The 18,046-nt window shown below is 67.7% G+C and carries 15 protein-coding genes; 11 read left to right on the forward strand and 4 right to left on the reverse strand.

All coding sequences use genetic code 11. From position 1 onward, the window contains the following. Positions 1 to 65 precede the first annotated feature (65 nt). Positions 66 to 1,583 carry a leucyl aminopeptidase gene (locus tag MLP_RS20375; protein ID WP_231851359.1) on the forward strand — a complete coding sequence of 506 codons (1,518 nt, stop codon included), beginning with the start codon at positions 66 to 68 and terminating at the stop codon, positions 1,581 to 1,583. Positions 1,584 to 1,742: 159 nt separating this feature from the next. Here the strand turns inward: MLP_RS20375 and MLP_RS20380 are convergent, their stop codons facing one another. From MLP_RS20380 to ddaH, 4 genes are all read right to left on the reverse strand, one after another. Beyond that, on the reverse strand, positions 1,743 to 2,087 hold the full coding sequence (locus MLP_RS20380) for a hypothetical protein (RefSeq protein ID WP_013865067.1): 345 nt from the start codon (positions 2,085 to 2,087) through the stop codon (positions 1,743 to 1,745). A 260-nt stretch (positions 2,088 to 2,347) separates the two neighbouring features. Beyond that, the gene (locus MLP_RS20385) at positions 2,348 to 3,139 is read right to left on the reverse strand and encodes an aminoacyl-tRNA hydrolase (RefSeq protein WP_013865068.1); all 792 of its coding nucleotides are present in this window, start codon (positions 3,137 to 3,139) and stop codon (positions 2,348 to 2,350) included. Positions 3,140 to 3,284: 145 nt separating this feature from the next. Further along, entirely contained in the window at positions 3,285 to 4,508 is a 1,224-nt protein-coding gene (rocD, locus tag MLP_RS20390; RefSeq protein WP_049804796.1) for an ornithine--oxo-acid transaminase, read from the reverse strand. Between the two features lie 73 nt (positions 4,509 to 4,581). Beyond that, complete coding sequence (ddaH, locus tag MLP_RS20395) at positions 4,582 to 5,484, reverse strand: dimethylargininase (RefSeq protein ID WP_231851360.1); 903 nt, start codon at positions 5,482 to 5,484, stop codon at positions 4,582 to 4,584. Between the two features lie 153 nt (positions 5,485 to 5,637). On the opposite strand from ddaH, the gene MLP_RS20400 reads away from it, so the two are divergent. The 10 genes from MLP_RS20400 (at position 5,638) to MLP_RS20445 (ending at position 18,043) form a co-directional block, all read left to right on the forward strand. Beyond that, a complete protein-coding gene (locus tag MLP_RS20400) occupies positions 5,638 to 6,069 on the forward strand; it encodes an Lrp/AsnC family transcriptional regulator (RefSeq protein ID WP_013865071.1) in 432 nt (143 codons plus the stop codon). Between the two features lie 307 nt (positions 6,070 to 6,376). After that, positions 6,377 to 7,777 carry a dihydrolipoyl dehydrogenase gene (gene lpdA / locus MLP_RS20405; protein ID WP_013865072.1) on the forward strand — a complete coding sequence of 467 codons (1,401 nt, stop codon included), beginning with the start codon at positions 6,377 to 6,379 and terminating at the stop codon, positions 7,775 to 7,777. Between the two features lie 161 nt (positions 7,778 to 7,938). Then, the gene (gene sucB / locus MLP_RS20410) at positions 7,939 to 9,768 is read left to right on the forward strand and encodes a 2-oxoglutarate dehydrogenase, E2 component, dihydrolipoamide succinyltransferase (protein ID WP_041790380.1); all 1,830 of its coding nucleotides are present in this window, start codon (positions 7,939 to 7,941) and stop codon (positions 9,766 to 9,768) included. 14 nt (positions 9,769 to 9,782) lie between these two features. After that, on the forward strand, positions 9,783 to 10,676 hold the full coding sequence (locus MLP_RS20415; RefSeq protein ID WP_013865074.1) for a TIGR01777 family oxidoreductase: 894 nt from the start codon (positions 9,783 to 9,785) through the stop codon (positions 10,674 to 10,676). Between the two features lie 443 nt (positions 10,677 to 11,119). Further along, the gene (gene lipB / locus MLP_RS20420; protein WP_013865075.1) at positions 11,120 to 11,836 is read left to right on the forward strand and encodes a lipoyl(octanoyl) transferase LipB; all 717 of its coding nucleotides are present in this window, start codon (positions 11,120 to 11,122) and stop codon (positions 11,834 to 11,836) included. A gap of 418 nt (positions 11,837 to 12,254) precedes the next feature. Further along, positions 12,255 to 13,367, forward strand: a complete 1,113-nt coding sequence (locus MLP_RS20425; protein WP_013865076.1) for an ATP-binding cassette domain-containing protein — start codon at positions 12,255 to 12,257, stop codon at positions 13,365 to 13,367. After that, a complete protein-coding gene (locus MLP_RS20430) occupies positions 13,364 to 14,326 on the forward strand; it encodes an ABC transporter permease subunit (RefSeq protein ID WP_013865077.1) in 963 nt (320 codons plus the stop codon). Before MLP_RS20425 ends, MLP_RS20430 begins: the two co-directional genes overlap by 4 nt. Positions 14,327 to 14,384: 58 nt before the next feature. Further along, positions 14,385 to 15,374 carry a lipoyl synthase gene (gene lipA, locus MLP_RS20435; protein ID WP_172641606.1) on the forward strand — a complete coding sequence of 330 codons (990 nt, stop codon included), beginning with the start codon at positions 14,385 to 14,387 and terminating at the stop codon, positions 15,372 to 15,374. A 56-nt stretch (positions 15,375 to 15,430) separates the two neighbouring features. Continuing rightward, entirely contained in the window at positions 15,431 to 16,201 is a 771-nt protein-coding gene (locus tag MLP_RS20440; protein ID WP_013865079.1) for a DUF4191 domain-containing protein, read from the forward strand. A gap of 45 nt (positions 16,202 to 16,246) precedes the next feature. Continuing rightward, positions 16,247 to 18,043, forward strand: a complete 1,797-nt coding sequence (locus tag MLP_RS20445; RefSeq protein WP_013865080.1) for an ABC-F family ATP-binding cassette domain-containing protein — start codon at positions 16,247 to 16,249, stop codon at positions 18,041 to 18,043. Positions 18,044 to 18,046 lie beyond the last annotated feature (3 nt).

Consider the following 18,046-nt stretch of genomic DNA (forward strand, 5'->3'; position numbering starts at 1 on the left):
CCCCACTACTGTGGGCCGTGGTCGGTGTCCCGAGCCGGCCGAGTCGTTCGAATCGAGGAGATCTCGTGCCTGTGCCCAGCTTGCCCACTCTGACCGTCGCCAAGGTCCCGGACAAAGGCGCGTCTGCGCTGGTGGTCGGGTATGGGCCCGATGGTGTCGTAGGTGCCCCGAGCACCCTCGACAAGGAGTACGCCAGGCGACTCGGGCAGTCGGTCAGCGCGCTGGCGGCCAGCGTCGGCATCAAGACAGACAGCGGTCATACCCGGACACTGCCTGCGGTCGGTGGCTGGCCGGTGGTGATCGTGGTCGGCATCGGCGACGGCACCCCCACGCAGGAGGATCTCCGACAGGCCGCCGGCGCAGGGGTCCGCCAGGCAGCCAAGCAGGGTGGCGGCGATGCCCACGTGGCCGTCGCGCTCGGAGCCGACGAGCCCGAGACAGTCCAGGCCGTCGCCGAGGGCGCGCTGCTCGGCAGCTATCGCTACCAGCCGGTCAGCACCGGCACGGCGAATAGCAGCAATGGCAAGCCGGCCGCGATCTCCGCGCTCACCGTGATCACCCCGCTGGCCGGGCGGCGATCCGCGGTCACCCATGCCGTCGAGTCGGCACGGACGGTCGCCGCCTCGGTGGTCGCCGCACGGGAATGGGTGAACATCCCGCCGAACCTGCTCTTTCCTGCCTCGTTCGCCGAGGAGGCTGCTGCGTACCTGAAGGGCTCCAAGGTCGCTGTCGAGGTGCTCGACGACAAGGCGCTGACCAAGGGCGGGTACGGCGGCATCCTGGCGGTCGGCGGCGGCTCGTCGCGGCTGCCGCGACTGGTCCGGCTGGCGTACGCGCCGCGCGGCGCCAAGCTGCACCTAGCGCTGGTCGGCAAGGGCATCACCTTCGACTCCGGTGGCTTGAACCTCAAGCCCGGGGACAGCATGAACACGATGAAGTGCGACATGGCGGGGGCTGCTGCGGTGATCGCCGCCGTCAAGGCGATCGCTGACCTCGGCCTGCGGGTGAAGGTCACCGCGTATGCGTCGATGGCGGAGAACTTGCCTTCGGACACCTCGTACCGTCCGTCCGACGTGCTGACGATGTATGGCGGCAAGACCGTCGAGAACGGCAACACCGACGCCGAGGGCCGACTGGTGATGGCCGATGCCATCGCGCGGGCGAGCGAGGATGCCCCGGACCTCATCGTCGATGTGGCCACCCTGACCGGCGCTGCGATCGTCGCGCTCGGTGACAAGACCGCTGGTCTGATGGCCAGCGACGACGACACCGCCGACCGGCTGCTGGACGCCGCCGAGGCCGCGGGCGAGGACATCTGGCAGCTGCCGATCCCCAAGCACATCCGCGGCAAGCTCGACTCCAAGGTCGCCGACATCCGCTCCACCGGCGGCGATCGGACCGCTGGTGCGCTCGTGGCGGCGGCGTTCCTGCGGGAGTTCGTCGGCGAAGGCATCTCCTGGGCGCACCTCGACATCGCCGGCCCGGCCTGGACCGACGGCGGCGGCTCCGGCTACATCTCCTCCGGTGGCACCGGCTTCGGGGTACGGACGCTGGTCGCCCTGGCGCGCTCGTTGGAGAAGTAGGGCCCGGCGGGCGCTGGCTGTTGGTCGTCCGCTCAATCGGCCATCTCAATCGCCCATCGAAAAGGAGGCTTGGCACCTGATTTCGCGAAATTTGGGTGCCAAACCCCCTTCTCGTCGGGCGCTGGCTCCGGAGTCAGCTTGGGTCAGCGCAGGTTCGGGTCAGCGCAGATCGGGATGCTTCTTGTTGCGGGTGTTGTAGTCACGCATGCGTTGCGGATACCCGACGACCGCGGCGTCGTAGCCGGGGATCTTCATGCTTTCGGCGAATTTGTGGCCCCACTGTGGGCTGGGCACGACGCGCCGCGTCCATTCCCCGTCCCAGGCGACCAGCAGCAGCGTGGTCTGGGTGACTGCGGTACGCGGCTCGATGAAGGCCTCGACCCCACGCCGAGTCTGCACGAACGACGCCAAATGCGTCACCACTGCGTCGTCGACCTTGCCGGACTTGCCCTTGGCTGCGCCGCCAGCACGCTGCTTCTGGGAACTCCGTTTCCACCAGGCCATACCGCCATTATGAATGCGCCACAGGAATGCCGACTGTGATTCGGCTGTGAGCACGTGGCCCCAGGCCCGGCACCCGGGATCGTCCGTGGCCCGCGGGCGCGAAACGTGCCTGGGCACCGCGTACCGGCAGATCATCTATGGCCCCGTGGCGCAAGACAACCCAAGGCCGGGCGCGGACCGCGTACGTACGTGGCCCGCCGGCGCGAAACGAATCGGGCGCCGCCCCCTCACGCGAAGACCGGAGGCAGTTGCAGCCGGTATCAAGCCGGAGCGATAGCGATCACCGTGATGGTGCCGGGGTCGACCTCGGTGAACCCGGCGTCCCGGACCGCGAGCAATCGGTGTTCCCGCCAGGCTGACGCAGGGTCGGCCAGCAGCGCACAGTACTGAGCGAACGAGGTCTGGTCGAGCGTGTCGACATGCGCCGGGCAGCCGGCCGCGATCCATCGGCTCAACGCATCACTCGCCCCATCGGCCATCAGCGCGGCGGCGATCATCCCCGCATGCCCGGTCTGAGCCATCGCCTTGCCCATGGTCATCGAGAGGGAGGGCGGCAGTAGCAGACGCAGCACTCGATCCGGCTCGGTGGGCGCGGGTCCCGGGTCATCTCGGTCGACATCGGTGCCGCCAACCTGAAGCTTGCTGACCCGCTTGTCCAGCTGCGACACCAGACCGGGGACCAGCGCCCGTACCTGTGTGTCGGCGCTGGTCAGTGTCAGTCCGGGGATATCGGCGGTCGCTTCCCATTGCGCGCCACGCCCGCGCCGGGTGACCTTGCGGATGTGGCCCGCGCAGTACGCGGCCACCGCGTCGAACCATTCGCCGCCCGGCTCGGCCCGCGGGTCAAGACAGATGGCTGCCGCTCCAGAAGCGGCCAGTTCCAGGGCGCGGTGCCAGGACGGCGGTCGGTCTCGCTCCATCCGGATCAGCAGTTGCAAGGCCCGGATGTCCTCCGCCGCTTCCTCGCGATTCTGCTCCACTTCGGCGGCGTTCAGCCCAAGCCAATAGCCGTACCGCGCCCGCAGCGGCGCCAAGGCTGTGTTGGTCGTCACTCGCTGTTCACTCCGCTCCACAGACTCCGTCTTCCCTCGTCATTCGCAGACGATAAAGCGTTGTCTGCTCACTCCTCAGTCCAGACGGAGCCGTCGCTACGCTCACGGCCGCTCGCGACGGGAGACCTTGGTCCTCACTCGCTGTTCACCCGCGACGCAAGTCCACCAAAACCTCGGCGAGCTGGTTGACGGCCCAGGTGATCTCTTCGGCGGTGACGACCAGGGGTGGCGCCATCCGAATGGTGGAGCCGTGGGTGTCCTTCACCAGGATCCCGCGTTCCATCAGCCGCTCGCTGACCTCGCGACCGGTCGCCAACGCCGGGTCGATGTCGATGCCGGCCCACAGCCCGATACAGCGTACGGCGGTCACACCTTGGCCGATCAGACCCCGCAACGCGTCACCCAGCACCGTGCCGAGCTCGGCAGCCCGCTGTTGCCAGCTGCCATCGGCGAGCATCCGTACCACGCTCAGGCCCACCGCAGCGCCCAGCGGATTGCCGCCGAAGGTGGAGCCATGCTGACCAGGGCGCAGCACGCCCAGCACATCGCGGTTGCCGACCACGGCCGACACGGGCACCACGCCGCCGCCCAGGGCCTTGCCCAGCAGGTAGAGGTCGGGCTCGACCCCCCAATGCTGACTGGCGAACGTCGTACCGGTCCGAGCGAGCCCGGCCTGGATCTCATCGCAGATCAGCAGCATCTGACGCTCATCACACAGCGCCCGCAGGCCTGGCAGGTAGTCATCGGGCGGGATGATGATCCCGGCCTCGCCTTGCACCGGCTCGACCAGGACCGCGACCGTCGTCTCGTCGCAGGCTGCCCGAACCGCCTCGACGTCGCCGTACCGAACCGTGCGGAAGCCCGGCGTATAGGGCCCGAAGCCGACCCGCGCATCCGGATCGTCGGAGAAGGAGACGATCGAGATGGTTCGGCCGTGGAAGTTCCCGGCAGCCACGATGATGCTCGGATTCTCGATCCCCTTGACCTCGTGGCCCCACTTGCGGGCCACCTTGATGCCGCTCTCCACCGCCTCGGCACCGGTGTTCATCGGCAGCATCATCTCTTTGCCGGCCAACTCGCACAGCTCAGCCGCGAACGGCCCGAGCCGATCAGAGCGGAAGGCGCGACCGACCAACGTGACCCGGTCCAGCTGCTCCTTGGCGGCGGCGGTCACGATGGGATTGCAGTGACCGAAGTTGACCGCTGAGTAGGCAGCCAGACAGTCCAGATAGCGGCGACCGGTCACGTCGGTGACCCAGGCGCCCTCCGCCTCGGCGATGACTACCGGCAGGGGATGGTAGTTGTGGGCTACGAACTCGTCCTCGAGTTCGATCTCGTCCGGAAGGGTCCGGTCTGTGGTCTCGGTCATGACGTCCATCATCACTTCTCTCCTGAGGTCTGTACGGGGTCTCTCAGCACTGGGGCTCCCAGCACAGCGTCTTTCAGCGCTGGTCCCCCAGCGAAGGGAGGGCACGGCGGAGCTCGAGAGTGCAGCACTTGACGCTGCCGCCGCCTTTGAGCAGTTCGGTCAGGTCGATCGGCATGGGTACGAAGCCGCGACCGACGAGCTGGGCCGCCAACCCGGACGCCGCCGCGGCCAGCATCACGTGCTTGCCGTCGGAGACCGCGTTGAGGCCGAAGACCGCCGCATCAGCCTCGGTGGCGATGATCGCGTCGGGGAAGATCGTGGCCAGCGTAGCCTGGGCGACCGGCGAGAACGCCGCCGGATAGTAGGCGATCGTGCGGTCGTCGAGCACCGCCAGCGCGGTGTCGAGGTGGTAATAACTCGGGTTGACCAGCTCGAGGCTGACGACCTGCATCCCGGTCAGCCTCGCCACTTCGGCATGTGCGGCCGGCGCGGTCCGAAAGCCGGTACCGGCCAGGATCAGGTCGCCGACGACCAGGAAATCGCCTTCACCTTCGTTGATCTCCTGCGCGACATGGACCGGACCGAGGCCATGGCTGTCCAGCCACGCCGCGTACGCCTTCGACTCCTCGGCCCGCTGCGGATAGGCGAAACGAGCCGCGATGGTCGCCGTGGGAGTGATCAAGGCACCGTTCGCCGCGTACACCATGTCGGGCAGGCCCGCGACCGGCTCCATGATGTCCACCCGATGGCCGAGCCGACGGTAGCTGTCGACCAGGCTCTGCCATTGCCGCAATGCCAGGTCGACATCGACCTCGATGCCTGGATGCATCCAGGGATTGATCGCATACTGCACCGCGAAGTATCGAGGTGGAGTCATCAAGTAGTGCCGGGAGCGCGCCGAGCGCTCGACCGTCAGAGGTGAGGTGAATGCCAGATTGGTCATGACGAACGCTCCGATCGACACGGAAGTTGGCACGGACGAATCCACCGGGGTCCCGGTGGTGTGGTGCTTCGATCGTAGGAAGACGCCCGCTCACAATCAATCGCCATACATTGCGTCTTTCACGCCTCAACTCATGTGTACGTTCAGACTATGCAGCGATTTGTTGTGCAGCTAGGTTAGGGAACCATGGACGTTGTCGACGAACGAATCCTGCAGCACCTGGTCCGCAATGCGCGCGCGACGTTCGCCGAGATCGGCGCCGAGGTGAACCTGTCGGCACCGGCGGTCAAACGACGAGTGGATCGGATGCTCGCCGACAACACCATCGCCGGTTTCACCACGATCGTCGATCCGGAGTCGCTGGGCTGGGGCACGGAGGCGTACGTCCAGGTCTACTGCAAGGGCACCGTGTCACCGCAGGCTCTGCTGGCTACCTGGGAGTCCATCCCCGAGGTGGTCAGTGCGTCGACCATCACCGGGAAAGCTGACGCGATTCTGCGGGTCCGGGCCCGCGACGTCCGCCACCTCGAGCAGGCGCTGGAGCGGATCCGCGGCGACGAGACCATCGACCACACCGAGTCGATCATCGTGCTCTCCCGCCTGATCGAACGCGGCTGACGGGGCCCGTCGCGAGTGACGACCCCGTTGCGAGCGGCCGTGAGGCGGAGCGAGGGCTCCGTCTGGACTGACGAGGGAGCAAGACACGTTCTTCGTCTTGCGAGCGAGGAAGGAAGACGGAGTCCTGGGAGCGCAGCCGAACAGCGAGCGACGAGGACACAGCGAGCGGCCGTGAGGCGGAGCGACGGCTCCGTCTGGACGACTGAGCGAACAAGACACGCCTTTCGTCTTGCGAGTGAAGGAGGAAGACGGAGTCCTGGGAGCGCAGCCGAACAGCGAGCGACGAAGGTACTGCGAAGATGGCTCCATGAGTGATCAGGTGGATGTCGTCGTTCTCGGCGGGGGCAGCGGTGGCTATGCGGCGGCACTACGCGCCGCACAACTCGGGCTGAGCGTGACGCTGATCGAGAAAGGCAAGCTGGGCGGCACCTGCCTGCACCGGGGCTGCATCCCGACCAAGGCGATCCTGCATGCTGCCGAGGTCGCCGACAGCGCGCGGCACAGCGCTCGGTTCGGGGTGCACACGAGGTTGGATCGGATCGATGCCAAGGAGATCGTGACGTACGCCGATTCGGTGGTGAGCCGCCTGTACAAGGGCCTGACCGGCCTGGTGAAGAGCCGTCGAATCACCGTGGTCGCGGACGAGGGACGCGTGGAGCGCGCTCCGGACGGCCAGATCGCGGTCCGGGTCGGAGACGACCTCATCGTTGGCCGCGCGACCGTGCTGGCCACCGGATCGGCGCCCAAGAGCATCCCCGGCGTCGAGATCGACGGCACCCGGGTCCTCACCAGTGAGCACGCGCTCCGTCTGGAGACCCTGCCAGCGAAGGCGCTGGTGCTGGGCGGTGGCGTGATCGGCGTCGAGTTCGCGTCGGCCTGGACCTCGCTCGGCGTTGAGGTGACCGTGGTCGAGGCGCTGCCGCGCCTGCTCCCGGGCGAGGAGCCGGAGATCTCGGCCGCTCTCGAACGGGCGTTGCGCAAGCGCGGAATGAACATCCGTACCAGCAGTGGCGTCGAGCAGGTGGTGGTCACCGACGAGGGGGTGACCCTTCACCTGGCCGACCAGAGCACGGTCAGCGGCGAACTCGTCCTGGTGGCGGTGGGCCGTGGGCCGGTCAGCGCCGGCCTGGGTTACGAGGATGCCGGTGTGGTGCTGGAGCGCGGTTTGGTGCGCGTGGACGAGCAACTGCAGACCTCGGTCGATGATGTGTACGCCGTCGGTGACCTGGTGTCGGGTCCGCAGCTCGCGCACCGCGGCTTCGCGCACGGGATCTATGTGGCCGAACAGATCGCCCACCAACTGGCCCGGCTGGATCGTGCGCCCGTACCGGTCCGCGATCGCGACCTAGCCAAGATCACCTACAGCGACCCCGAAGTCGCCTCTGTCGGCCTGACCGAGGAAGCGGCGCGGGAAGCGTACGGGGAGATCGAGACGCTCACCTACGACCTCGCGGGCAACGGCCGCTCGCAGATCCTGAAGACGCAGGGTTTCGTCAAGCTGATCCGACAGACTGACGGGCCGGTCGTGGGTGTCCACCTGATCGGATCACGAGTCAGCGAGCTGATCGCCGAGGCGCAGCTGATCACCGGTTGGGATGCCTTCCCCGCGGATGTCGCAGGTCTCATCCACCCCCATCCGACCCAGGCTGAAGCGCTGGGCGAGGCGCACCTCGCCCTGGCCGGCAAACCGCTCCATGCCCACAGCTGACGATGTCGGCCACGCCGTCTCCGGTGACGCGCGCGGTATCTACGGTGACGCGCGCGGCAGGCCGGATGCTCCTATGGCTAGGCTGGCCCCCACCGTTACGCTCAGGTCAAACGCGACCAGCGTCTGACCCGGTTCCGCGCCAGAAGGAGTCCAAACACCCCATGTCGACTTCCGTAACCCTTCCCGCCCTCGGCGAAAGCGTCACCGAGGGCACGGTCACCCGGTGGCTGAAGCAGGTGGGCGACCGTGTCGAGGCTGACGAACCCTTGCTCGAGGTCTCGACCGACAAGGTCGACACCGAGATCCCGTCACCCGTGTCCGGCGTGCTGCTGGAGATCAAGGCCGCTGAAGACGAGACCATCGAGGTCGGCGCGGCCCTGGCCGTGATCGGGGACGCCGACGAGGCAGCGAGCAGCGACGGCGGCGACTCCGCCGCTGCGGCGCCCGCCCCGGCAGCTCCGGAGGCGGCAGCGCCCGACCCGGAGCCGGCGGCGACGTCCGAGTCCCAGGCGCCCGCGGCCAGCAGTTCCGCGCCCGCCGGCGGGGCCGGCACCGAGGTGACCTTGCCGGCGCTCGGCGAGAGCGTGACAGAAGGCACCGTGAGCCGCTGGCTGAAGCAGGTCGGTGACACGGTCGATGCCGACGAGGCACTGCTGGAGATCTCCACCGACAAGGTCGACACCGAGATCCCCTCGCCTGTCGCCGGCACGATCCTCGAGATCAGGGTCAGCGAGGACGAGACCGTAGAGGTCGGCGCCGTACTGGCTGTGATCGGTGATGCGTCCCAGGCCGGGGCGCCCGAGCCGGAGCCTGAGCCCGAACCGGAGCCGGAACCCGAGCCCGAGCCGGAACCAGCGCCCAAGCCCGCTCCGGCGGCCGCGCGGTCGGCCGCCGAGTCCTTGCCGCTGCAGCGCGCGGCCGAGCCGCCAGCCCCGGCAGCACCGGCTCCAGCGGCCCCAGCTCCGGCGGCCCCAGCTCCGGCAGCACCGGCAGCCGATGGGGATCGCAGCTACGTCACCCCACTGGTCCGCAAGCTGGCCGCTGAGCACAATGTCGACCTGTCGACGATTCAGGGCACCGGGGTCGGCGGCCGAATCCGCAAGCAGGACGTGCTGGCTGCGGCGGAAGCCGCCAAGCGGGCCGCGGAGGCGGCAGCGAAGGCGGAGGCCGCGGCCAAGGCAGCGGCGGCGCAGCCAGCTGCGGCTCCGGCGGCAGCCCCGACCGCGAGCCCGGCACCGGCCAAGAAGCCGGCTGCCGAGCCGAGCGGTCTGCGCGGCACCACCGAGAAGATGTCGCGGATGCGCAAGACGATCGCCCGGCGGATGGTCGAGTCGCTGCAGACCTCGGCTCAGCTCACCGCCACCGTGGAGGTCGACCTCACCGCGGTGTCTCGCATCCGTGCCCAGGCCAAGGACGCCTTCAAGGCCCGCGAGGGTGCGAGCCTGTCGTACCTGCCGTTCATCACCAAGGCCGCCGTCGAGGCGCTCAAGGTCTTCCCGAAGCTCAACGCCATCGTCGACACCGAGGCCGGCGAGATCTCCTACCCGAGCGCGGAGCACATCGGCATCGCCGTGGACACCGAGCGCGGTCTGATGGTTCCGGTGATCAAGGACGCCGGTGACCTCAACATCGCCGGCCTGGCCAAGAAGATCGGCGATCTGGCGGCCCGGACCCGGAAGAACAAGGTCACCCCCGACGAGTTGAGCGGTGGCACCTTCACCATCACCAACTACGGCTCGGCCGGGACCCTGATGGACACCCCGATCATCAATCAGCCGCAGGTCGCCATCCTGGGCACCGGTGCGCTGGTCAAGCGGCCGGTGGTGCTCACCGATCCGGTTCTCGGAGAGGTCATCGCCGTGCGGGACATGATGTATCTGTCGATGTCGTACGACCATCGGATCGTCGACGGCGCTGATGCCGCTCGCTTCCTGTCCGCGGTCAAGGCCCGACTGGAAGAAGGCGACTTCGGCTCCGAGTTCGGGGTCTAGTCATCAAATACCTGTTGGCGGGCGCCTCCGGATTCCTGGGCACAGCCCTGCGGATCCGGCTGGCGCAGGAAGGACATCACGTCGTTCGGCTGGTCCGGCGCGAGCCGGGTGTGGGGACCGAGGCCCAGTGGGACCCCCAGACCGGCTCGCTCCCGCCTCGGCTGTTCGACGACGTCGATGCCGTCATCAACCTCTGCGGGGCCGGCATCGCGGACCGACCGCTGACCACCAGACGCAAGGCGCTTGTCCGGTCGTCACGGATCGACCCGACCCAGACGCTGGCCCGGGCGCTGGCTGAGCGGCAGGTGCAGACCGGGTCAGCGCCGGTGCTGGTGCAGGCCAGTGCCACGGGCTACTACCCGACCGACAGCACCGACCAGCCCATGACCGAGACGAACGTGCCCGGTCAGAGCTGGATCTCCGAGTTGGTCGACGAGTGGGAAGAGGCGGCCCGGCCGGCGGCCGATGCCGGCGTACGCGTGGTGTGGACCCGGACCAGTCCGGTGTTGGATTCCTCCGGCGGGATGTTCCCGCTGATGCGGCGAGCCTGGTGGTTCGGCGCCGGCGCTCGGTTCGGTGACGGCAAGCAGCACATGCCCCTCGTTCATCTCACCGACTATCTGCGCTTCGTCCTCTGGGCGGTGGAGAATCCCACAGCCTCCGGTCCGTACAACCTCACCCTGCCGGAACCGACAACCAACGGCGCTTTCAGCGACGAACTGGCCACTCAGCTGCGTCGGCCGCGGCTCTTCACCGTGCCCAAGGTGGTGTTGTCAACCGTGCTGGGGGACTTCGCCGAGCAACTCCTGGGCGACGCCTGGCTGGTTCCCCAGCGAGCGGTCGACCAGGGATTCGGTTTCCTCGCGCCGGATGTCCAGACTGCCGTCCGGTTCGCCCTGCGTCGCTGAGCACGACAGCGAGTGACGACCCCGTCGCGAGCGGCCGTGAGGCGGAGCGACGGCTCCGTCTGGACGACTGAGCGAACAAGACACGCCTTTTCGTCTTGTGAGTGAAGGAGGAAGACGGAGTCCTGGGAGCGCGGCCGAACAGCGAGTGACGACCCCGTCGCGAGCGGCCGTGAGGCGGAGCGACGGCTCCGTCTGGACGACTGAGCGAACAAGACACGCCTTTCGTCTTGTGAGTGAAGGAGGAAGACGGAGTCTTGGGAGCGCGGCCGAACAGCGAGCGACGAGGACACAGCGAGCGGCCGTGAGGCGGAGCGACGGCTCCGTCTGGACGACTGAGCGAACAAGACACGCCTTTTCGTCTTGTGAGTGAAGGAGGAAGACGGAGTCTTGGGAGCGCGGCCGAACAGCGAGTGACGACCAACACTGCTCGTAGACTCCAATCCATGAGCCTGGACTTCCTCTACCCCGGTCCGTTGGGCACCGACCTTGTCGACTACCGCGAGGCGTGGGAAGCCCAACGCAAGCTGCACGCCGAGGTCGTCGCGGGCGAACGCCCGAACACCGTGCTGCTGCTGGAGCACGCCAGCGTCTACACCGCCGGCAAGCGGACCGAACCGCACGAGCGACCGCTGGACGGCACGCCGGTGGTCGACGTCGACCGGGGAGGAAAGATCACCTGGCACGGGCCCGGTCAGCTGGTGGGCTATCCGATCGTCAAGCTGCCGCAGGCGGTCTATGTCGTGGACTACGTCCGTCGGCTGGAGGAGGCCCTGATCGACCTGTGCGCCGACTACGGACTCCATCGCGCGGCACGGGTGAAGGGGCGATCCGGCGTCTGGCTGCCGGCCGAGCCCGGCAAGCAGGAACGCAAGATCGCCGCCATCGGAGTCAGGGTGGCCGGCGGAGCGACGATGCACGGGTTCGCCCTCAACGTCGATCCGGATCTCAGCGCCTTCGACGCGATCATCCCGTGCGGCATCACCGATGCCGGCGTGACCTCCTTGGCTGCCGAGCTCGGCGAATCACCGTCGCTGCCTGAGGTGGCACATGTGCTCCGCCCCCACCTGGAGCGCTATCTGTCGTTCCAGCCGTACGAGCAGTCCGCGCCGCTGCCGCCGCAACCTGCTGTCACCTACGGATTGGACATCGCCGTCGCCTGAGCGCGCGGTGGGTGTGAGGCGTCTGCGGACGTTCTTGGCCCGGCGGCGCAAGGCGATCGGCGGCTGAGCGCGATCCGCGTACGTTTCGCGCCTGCGGGCCACAGAAGACCGCGGATCCAGCGCAAAGCCCGTACGTTTCGCGCCTGCGGGCCACAGAAGACCGCGAGCCGAGCGCAAAGCCGGTACGCCCCACGCCCCCGGGCCACAGAAGACCGCGAGCCCGATGCGTTCGGCGCCCCGGGGCCAAGGACGTTTGCGGATCGGGCGCATGGTCGACCCGTTTCGCGCCGCCGGGCCAAAGACGCCCGACACAAGACACCAGGCCCGACCGCGGATCACATACCCAGCACGCCGCGCGCCGCATCCTGGCTGTCAGTGCTATCTGGCAGGCTGACCCGATCAGCCGAGAGTCGGCGGGGTGAGGCAAGGGCCAGCTCAGATCGGGGAGGTGTCGGTGTCCGGCAGCGCGATGTCCGCATCTGCCGACGGGTGGGCGCTGCGCACCCAGGGACTGGTGAAGAGCTACCGGCGGCGCCGTGGAGTCAGCGTCCCTGCCGTCGACCGACTCGATCTGAATGTGCCGGCTGGCGGCGTGCACGGATTCCTCGGACCGAACGGATCCGGCAAGACGACCACCATCCGCATGGCGCTGGGTTTGATCCGTGCCGACGCCGGGCAGATCGAGATCTTCGGCACTCAGGTCCCGCAGCGGCTGCCCGAGGTGGTCGACAGAGTCGGAGCGATCGTCGAACAGCCCAAGTTCTTCCCGAACTTCTCGGCCCGACGAAACCTGGAACTGCTGGCTACCGGCATCGGCACCCCGCCGGCGCAGGTCGGCAAGGTGCTGGAACAGGTGGGGCTGAGCGAACGGGCCAGGGACCGCTACAAGACCTATTCATTGGGCATGAAACAGCGGCTGGCGATCGCCGCGACGCTGTTGAAGGACCCTGACCTGCTGATCTTCGACGAGCCCACCAACGGCCTCGATCCGGCCGGGATCCATGCGGTCCGGCTGACCATGCGCCAGCTCGCCGGACAGGGCAAGACGGTGCTGGTCTCCAGTCACATCCTGGCCGAGGTCCAACAGGTGGCGGACACGGTGTCGATCGTTGGTCAAGGCCGGCTGCTGGCCGAAGGCCGAGTGAGAGACCTGCTGGCCTCGGCGGGCGGCGGATTCGTGGTGCGGGCCACCGACCCGGTCGCCACCGGCGAGCTGCTGCGGTCGGCGGGTTTCCGTCTGACGCAGAACCCAGATGGGGGCCTGCTCGTCACCCTCGCTCCTGATGGGTCGGCCGTCGATGGCGCGGCGCTCAACCGGTTCCTGGCCGAGCGTGGGATCTTCGCCGCCGAGCTGTATCGCCAGACCGACAGCCTGGAGCAGGTCTTCTTGGATCTCACAGCTGGCGTTGCCCTCGGTCAGCCCTCTCCCCCGGCCCCACCCACTTCCCCGGCGCGTCCCCCTGCGACGAGCCAGCCGCCTGGGAGCCAGCCGCCCCCGGCGCTTCCGTCGTCATCGGAGCCGCTGCGATGATCCACGTGCTGCGGGCTGAGATCCGGCGACTGTTCGCGCGCCGCTTGACCCTGCTCGCCTTGTTGGGCCTGCTGGCCTTGATCGGGCTCTTCCAGCTGCAGGTCAATCAGCTGGTGACCCCGCCGTCAGCCGAGGAGGTGGCGACTTCCCAGGCTGAATACCAGGAGTATGTGAAGGACTGGGAGGCCAATCACGAGGAATGGGAGGCCGAGTGCCTGGCCGATGGCGGCTCGGCGCAGGACTGTGCCTCGGAACGGCCCGAGCCGAGCGATTGGGGCTTGGCCGCGCTGCCGTACAAGGACGCCGCCAGTATCGCGGTCACCTTCGGTGCCTATCTGGGTGGCATGGTCACCCTCGTCGTCACGGCCTCGTTCATCGGGGCAGAAGTGACCACAGGCTCACTGGCAAACTGGCTGACCTTCGTGCCCGACCGCCGACGGGTGTTTACCAGCAAGCTGTTGGTCGCCACCGCGTTCAGTCTGCTCGTCGGCCTGGCGGTCGGCGCCCTCACCGTCGCGGTCTCCGCGCTGCTGACCAGCGTGCACGGCCAGCCGCTGACCGGCCTGCCCGACATCGCCGCGATGGCCGCGCGCGGTTCGCTGGTGGTCACGGTCTTCGGAGTCGTGGGTTTCTGCCTGGCCCTGCTGACCGGCTCGACCGGTGCCACGATCGGCATGCTGCTGGGTGGAGTCTTCGTGCTGTACGTGCGCACCATCTTGGCCTTCAGCTCCCGATGGGCCCAACGGCTGTCCCCGTGGAGCCCGGACGTCAATCTCCAGGCGGTGCTGAACAAGGGCACGACGTACGTGGTCAGCACCGGCACGGGATCAGAGATCTACGAGGTCCCGAGCGTCGAAAAGACAGTCAGCCTGCTGCACGGGCTCGGCTATTGGGCGGTCGTGCTCGGATTGCTGATCACCATCACCTCGCTGGTCTTCCGCCGCCGTGACGTCACCTGATGCGCAGACGCTCAACGAGTAGGCTGACCTGGTGACCGTTGCCCCTGAAGGACGAAAGATGCTTCGCCTCGAAGTCCGCAACGCGAGTGTGCCCATCGAGAAGAAGCCGTCGTGGATCAAGACGACCGCACGGATGGGCCCGCAGTACACCCAGTTGCGCGCCCTGGTGAAGAACGAGGACCTGCACACGGTCTGCCAGGAAGCGGGCTGTCCCAACATCTTCGAATGCTGGGAGGACCGCGAGGCGACCTTCCTGATCGGCGGCGACCAGTGCACCCGGCGTTGCGACTTCTGTCAGATCGACACCGGCAAGCCGGCCGAGTTCGACGCCGCCGAGCCGGTCCGGGTCGCGGAGTCGGTGCAGAAGATGGGGCTTCGCTACGCAACGGTCACCGGTGTCTGCCGCGACGATCTGCCCGATGAGGGGGCCTGGCTCTACGCAGAGACGATCCGGCAGATCCATGCGTACAACCCCGACACCGGGGTGGAGATGCTGGCACCGGACTTCTCCGGAAACCTCGACTACCTGAACCAGGTGTTCGAGACCCGCCCGGAGGTGTTCGCCCACAATGTGGAGACGGTGCCGCGAATCTTCAAGCGCATCCGCCCGGGCTTTCGATACCAGCGCTCGCTCGAGGTGCTACGAGCCTCCCGCGCAGCGGGCCTGGTCACCAAATCCAACCTGATCCTGGGCATGGGCGAGACCCGCGAAGAGGTGTCGGCCGCACTGCGGGACCTGCACGATGCGGGCACCGAGCTGATCACCATCACCCAGTACCTGCGTCCCTCGCCTCGACACCACCCAGTGGAGCGCTGGGTGAAGCCCGAGGAGTTCATCGAGCTCAAAGCCGAGGCAGAGCAGATAGGGTTCGCAGGCGTGATGAGCGGACCGCTCGTGCGTTCCTCCTACCGTGCTGGCCGGCTGTATCGTCAGGCGATGGCGACTCGCGACGACCTCGTCCCGTCGGCGGTCAGCCCTGAGCGCCAGCCAACGGCGCTGACTGAGCGCCAGTCAACGGTGATAGCTGAGCACCAGCCGGCGACGTAGGCCGGCACCACCGCAGAAAGACCGAGAAGAGCAGATGAAGCACGAGGGAGCACGGCATGGCTGACCAGGCCGGCAAAGAAGCCAAGGCCCAGCTGAAGGCCGAGAAGAAGGCAGAGAAGCTGCGCCGCAAGAACAGCACCGACCCGGCCGACATGGGCCGGATGCGCCAGATCGCCCGGGCGTACAAGCTGACGCATGAGTACGACAAGATGCTGCCGCTGTGGGTGTTCGGCTCATGGGCCCTGGTGGTCGTGGTCTTCCTGGCCATCGGGTTCGTCATCGGCCACCCGATCTACTTGGCGCTCTTCGGTCTGTCGGCAGGCATGCTGCTGGCGATGATGATGTTGGTCCGCCGAACCAAGGCAGCGACCTATCGTCGGTACGCCGGCCAGGCGGGCTCGGCCGAGGTCGCCTTGTCAATGCTGCCCAAGCAATGGGTGTCCAAGGCTGCCATCGCGGGCACCCGGCAGATGGACGCCATTCACCGCACCCTCGGTCCCGGTGGGCTGGTGCTGATCGGTGAGGGCGATCCGGGCCGGCTCAAGGCATTGCTGGCCGGCGAGGTCAAGAAGCACGAGCGGGTCGCGTACGGGGTCAAGGTGATCACCATCGTGATGGGCGACAAGCCGGGTCAGGTGCCGCTGAACAAGCTGGCCGACCACATCCGCAAGCTGCCCAAGACCTTGGCGCCGCATCAGATCACCGACATCAAGCAGCGGCTGCGCGCCTTGGATGCCGTCCGTCCGATGGCACCCATGCCGAAGGGCCCGATGCCCACCAACCCGCGGCAGGTCAAGGGCGCCCGCCAGGCCATGCGTGGTCGCTGAATCGCGCTCCGACGACAAGCTTTCTGACGACACGATGATGCACTGATGGCTGTGCCGTTGGTGGTCGGAGAGTCCATGCACTTGGCGTATCCGACCAAGGTCGTGTTCGACTCGGTGACCGTCGGCATCGAAGAGGGCGACCGAATCGGCGTCGTCGGTCGTAACGGCGACGGCAAGTCGAGCCTGCTGGGCATGCTCGGCGGCTCGATCGAGCCGCTGTCTGGCCGGGTGACCAGGCGGGGTGGTGTCCGGTTCGGGATGCTCTCCCAGCGCGACGACCTGGATCCGGCGGCCACGGTTGGGCACTCGATCGTTGGCGACCGCCCCGACCACGAGTGGGCGGGCGACGCAGGGGTACGAGAGGTGATCGGCGGTCTCGTCGCCGACCTGCCGTGGGACGCGGCGATCGGTTCGCTCAGTGGAGGTCAACAGCGCCGAGTGGCCTTGGCCGCGCTGCTGGTCGGCGAATGGGACGTGATCGCTCTCGATGAGCCCACGAACCATCTCGACATCGAGGGCATCGCCTGGCTGGCTCAGCACCTGAAGACCCGCTGGGCGAAGAACTCCGGTGGGCTGCTGGTCATCACCCACGATCGCTGGTTTCTCGATGAGGTCTGCACCGAGACCTGGGAGGTGCACAGCGGGATCGTGGAGCCGTTCGAGGGCGGCTACGCCGCCTATGTGCTGCAGCGGGTCGAGCGGGACCGGATGGCTGCGGCCACCGAGGCGAAACGGCAGAACCTGATGCGCAAGGAGTTGGCCTGGCTCCGTCGTGGCGCACCCGCCCGCACGTCCAAGCCGAAGTTCCGCATCGATGCCGCGAATCAGCTGATCGAGGACGTGCCGCCGGTACGCAATCCGATCGAGTTGCAGCGGCTCGCTGTCGCCCGGCTAGGCAAGGACGTGATCGATCTGGAAGGCGCGGGCGTCCGGTATGGCGACCGCGACGTGCTGCGGGACGTGACCTGGCGGATCGCCCCAGGTGAGCGGACCGGGATCCTCGGGGCGAACGGAAGCGGGAAGTCGACCCTGTTGGGGCTGATCGCGGGGACCGTGCAGCCGGCCTCCGGGCGGGTCAAGCGTGGCAAGACGGTACGGCTCGGTCTGCTGGATCAGCAGTTCACCCAGCTCACCGAGATCGCCGGAGACCGGGTGCGGGAGGTCTTGGCGCGGACCAAGACCACGTTCATGATCGACGGCAAAAACCTGACGCCCGCGCAGCTGCTGGAACGGCTCGGCTTCGCCCGCGAGCACCTCTCCGCACGGGTCGCAGAACTGTCGGGCGGTCAGAAACGGCGGCTGCAACTGCTGCTCCTGCTGTTGAGCGAACCCAACCTGATCGCTCTAGATGAACCTACGAACGACGTGGACTCCGACATGCTCGCGGCGATGGAGGACCTGCTGGACTCCTGGCCGGGCACGTTGATCGTCGTCTCGCACGACCGCTACCTGCTGGAGCGAGTCACCGATCAGCAGTACGCGATCCTCGACGGACGCTTGCGGCATCTGCCCGGCGGAGTGGACGAGTACCTGCGGCTGCGACGCGAGCAACCGTCGTCGCGCACGAATAGCCCGATTACTCCGACGACCGGCGACGCGGGAGCGGGTGCGTCCGGGCTCTCCGGTGCCGAACGACGCACCGCGCAGAAGGAAGTCGCCTCGATCGAACGCCGTCTCGACAGACTCCACGCCGAGGTGAAGACCCTGCATCAGCACATGGTCGACCACGATCAGGGCAACTACGAAGGCCTACAGAAGCTCGCGGGCAGGCTCCGCGCCGTCGAGGGCGAGACGGTCGAACTCGAAGAACGCTGGCTGGAGCTCTCCGACCTCATCGACTAGGCC

The sequence above is a fragment of the Microlunatus phosphovorus NM-1 genome (assembly GCF_000270245.1).
Classification (GTDB): Bacteria; Actinomycetota; Actinomycetes; order Propionibacteriales; family Propionibacteriaceae; genus Microlunatus; species Microlunatus phosphovorus.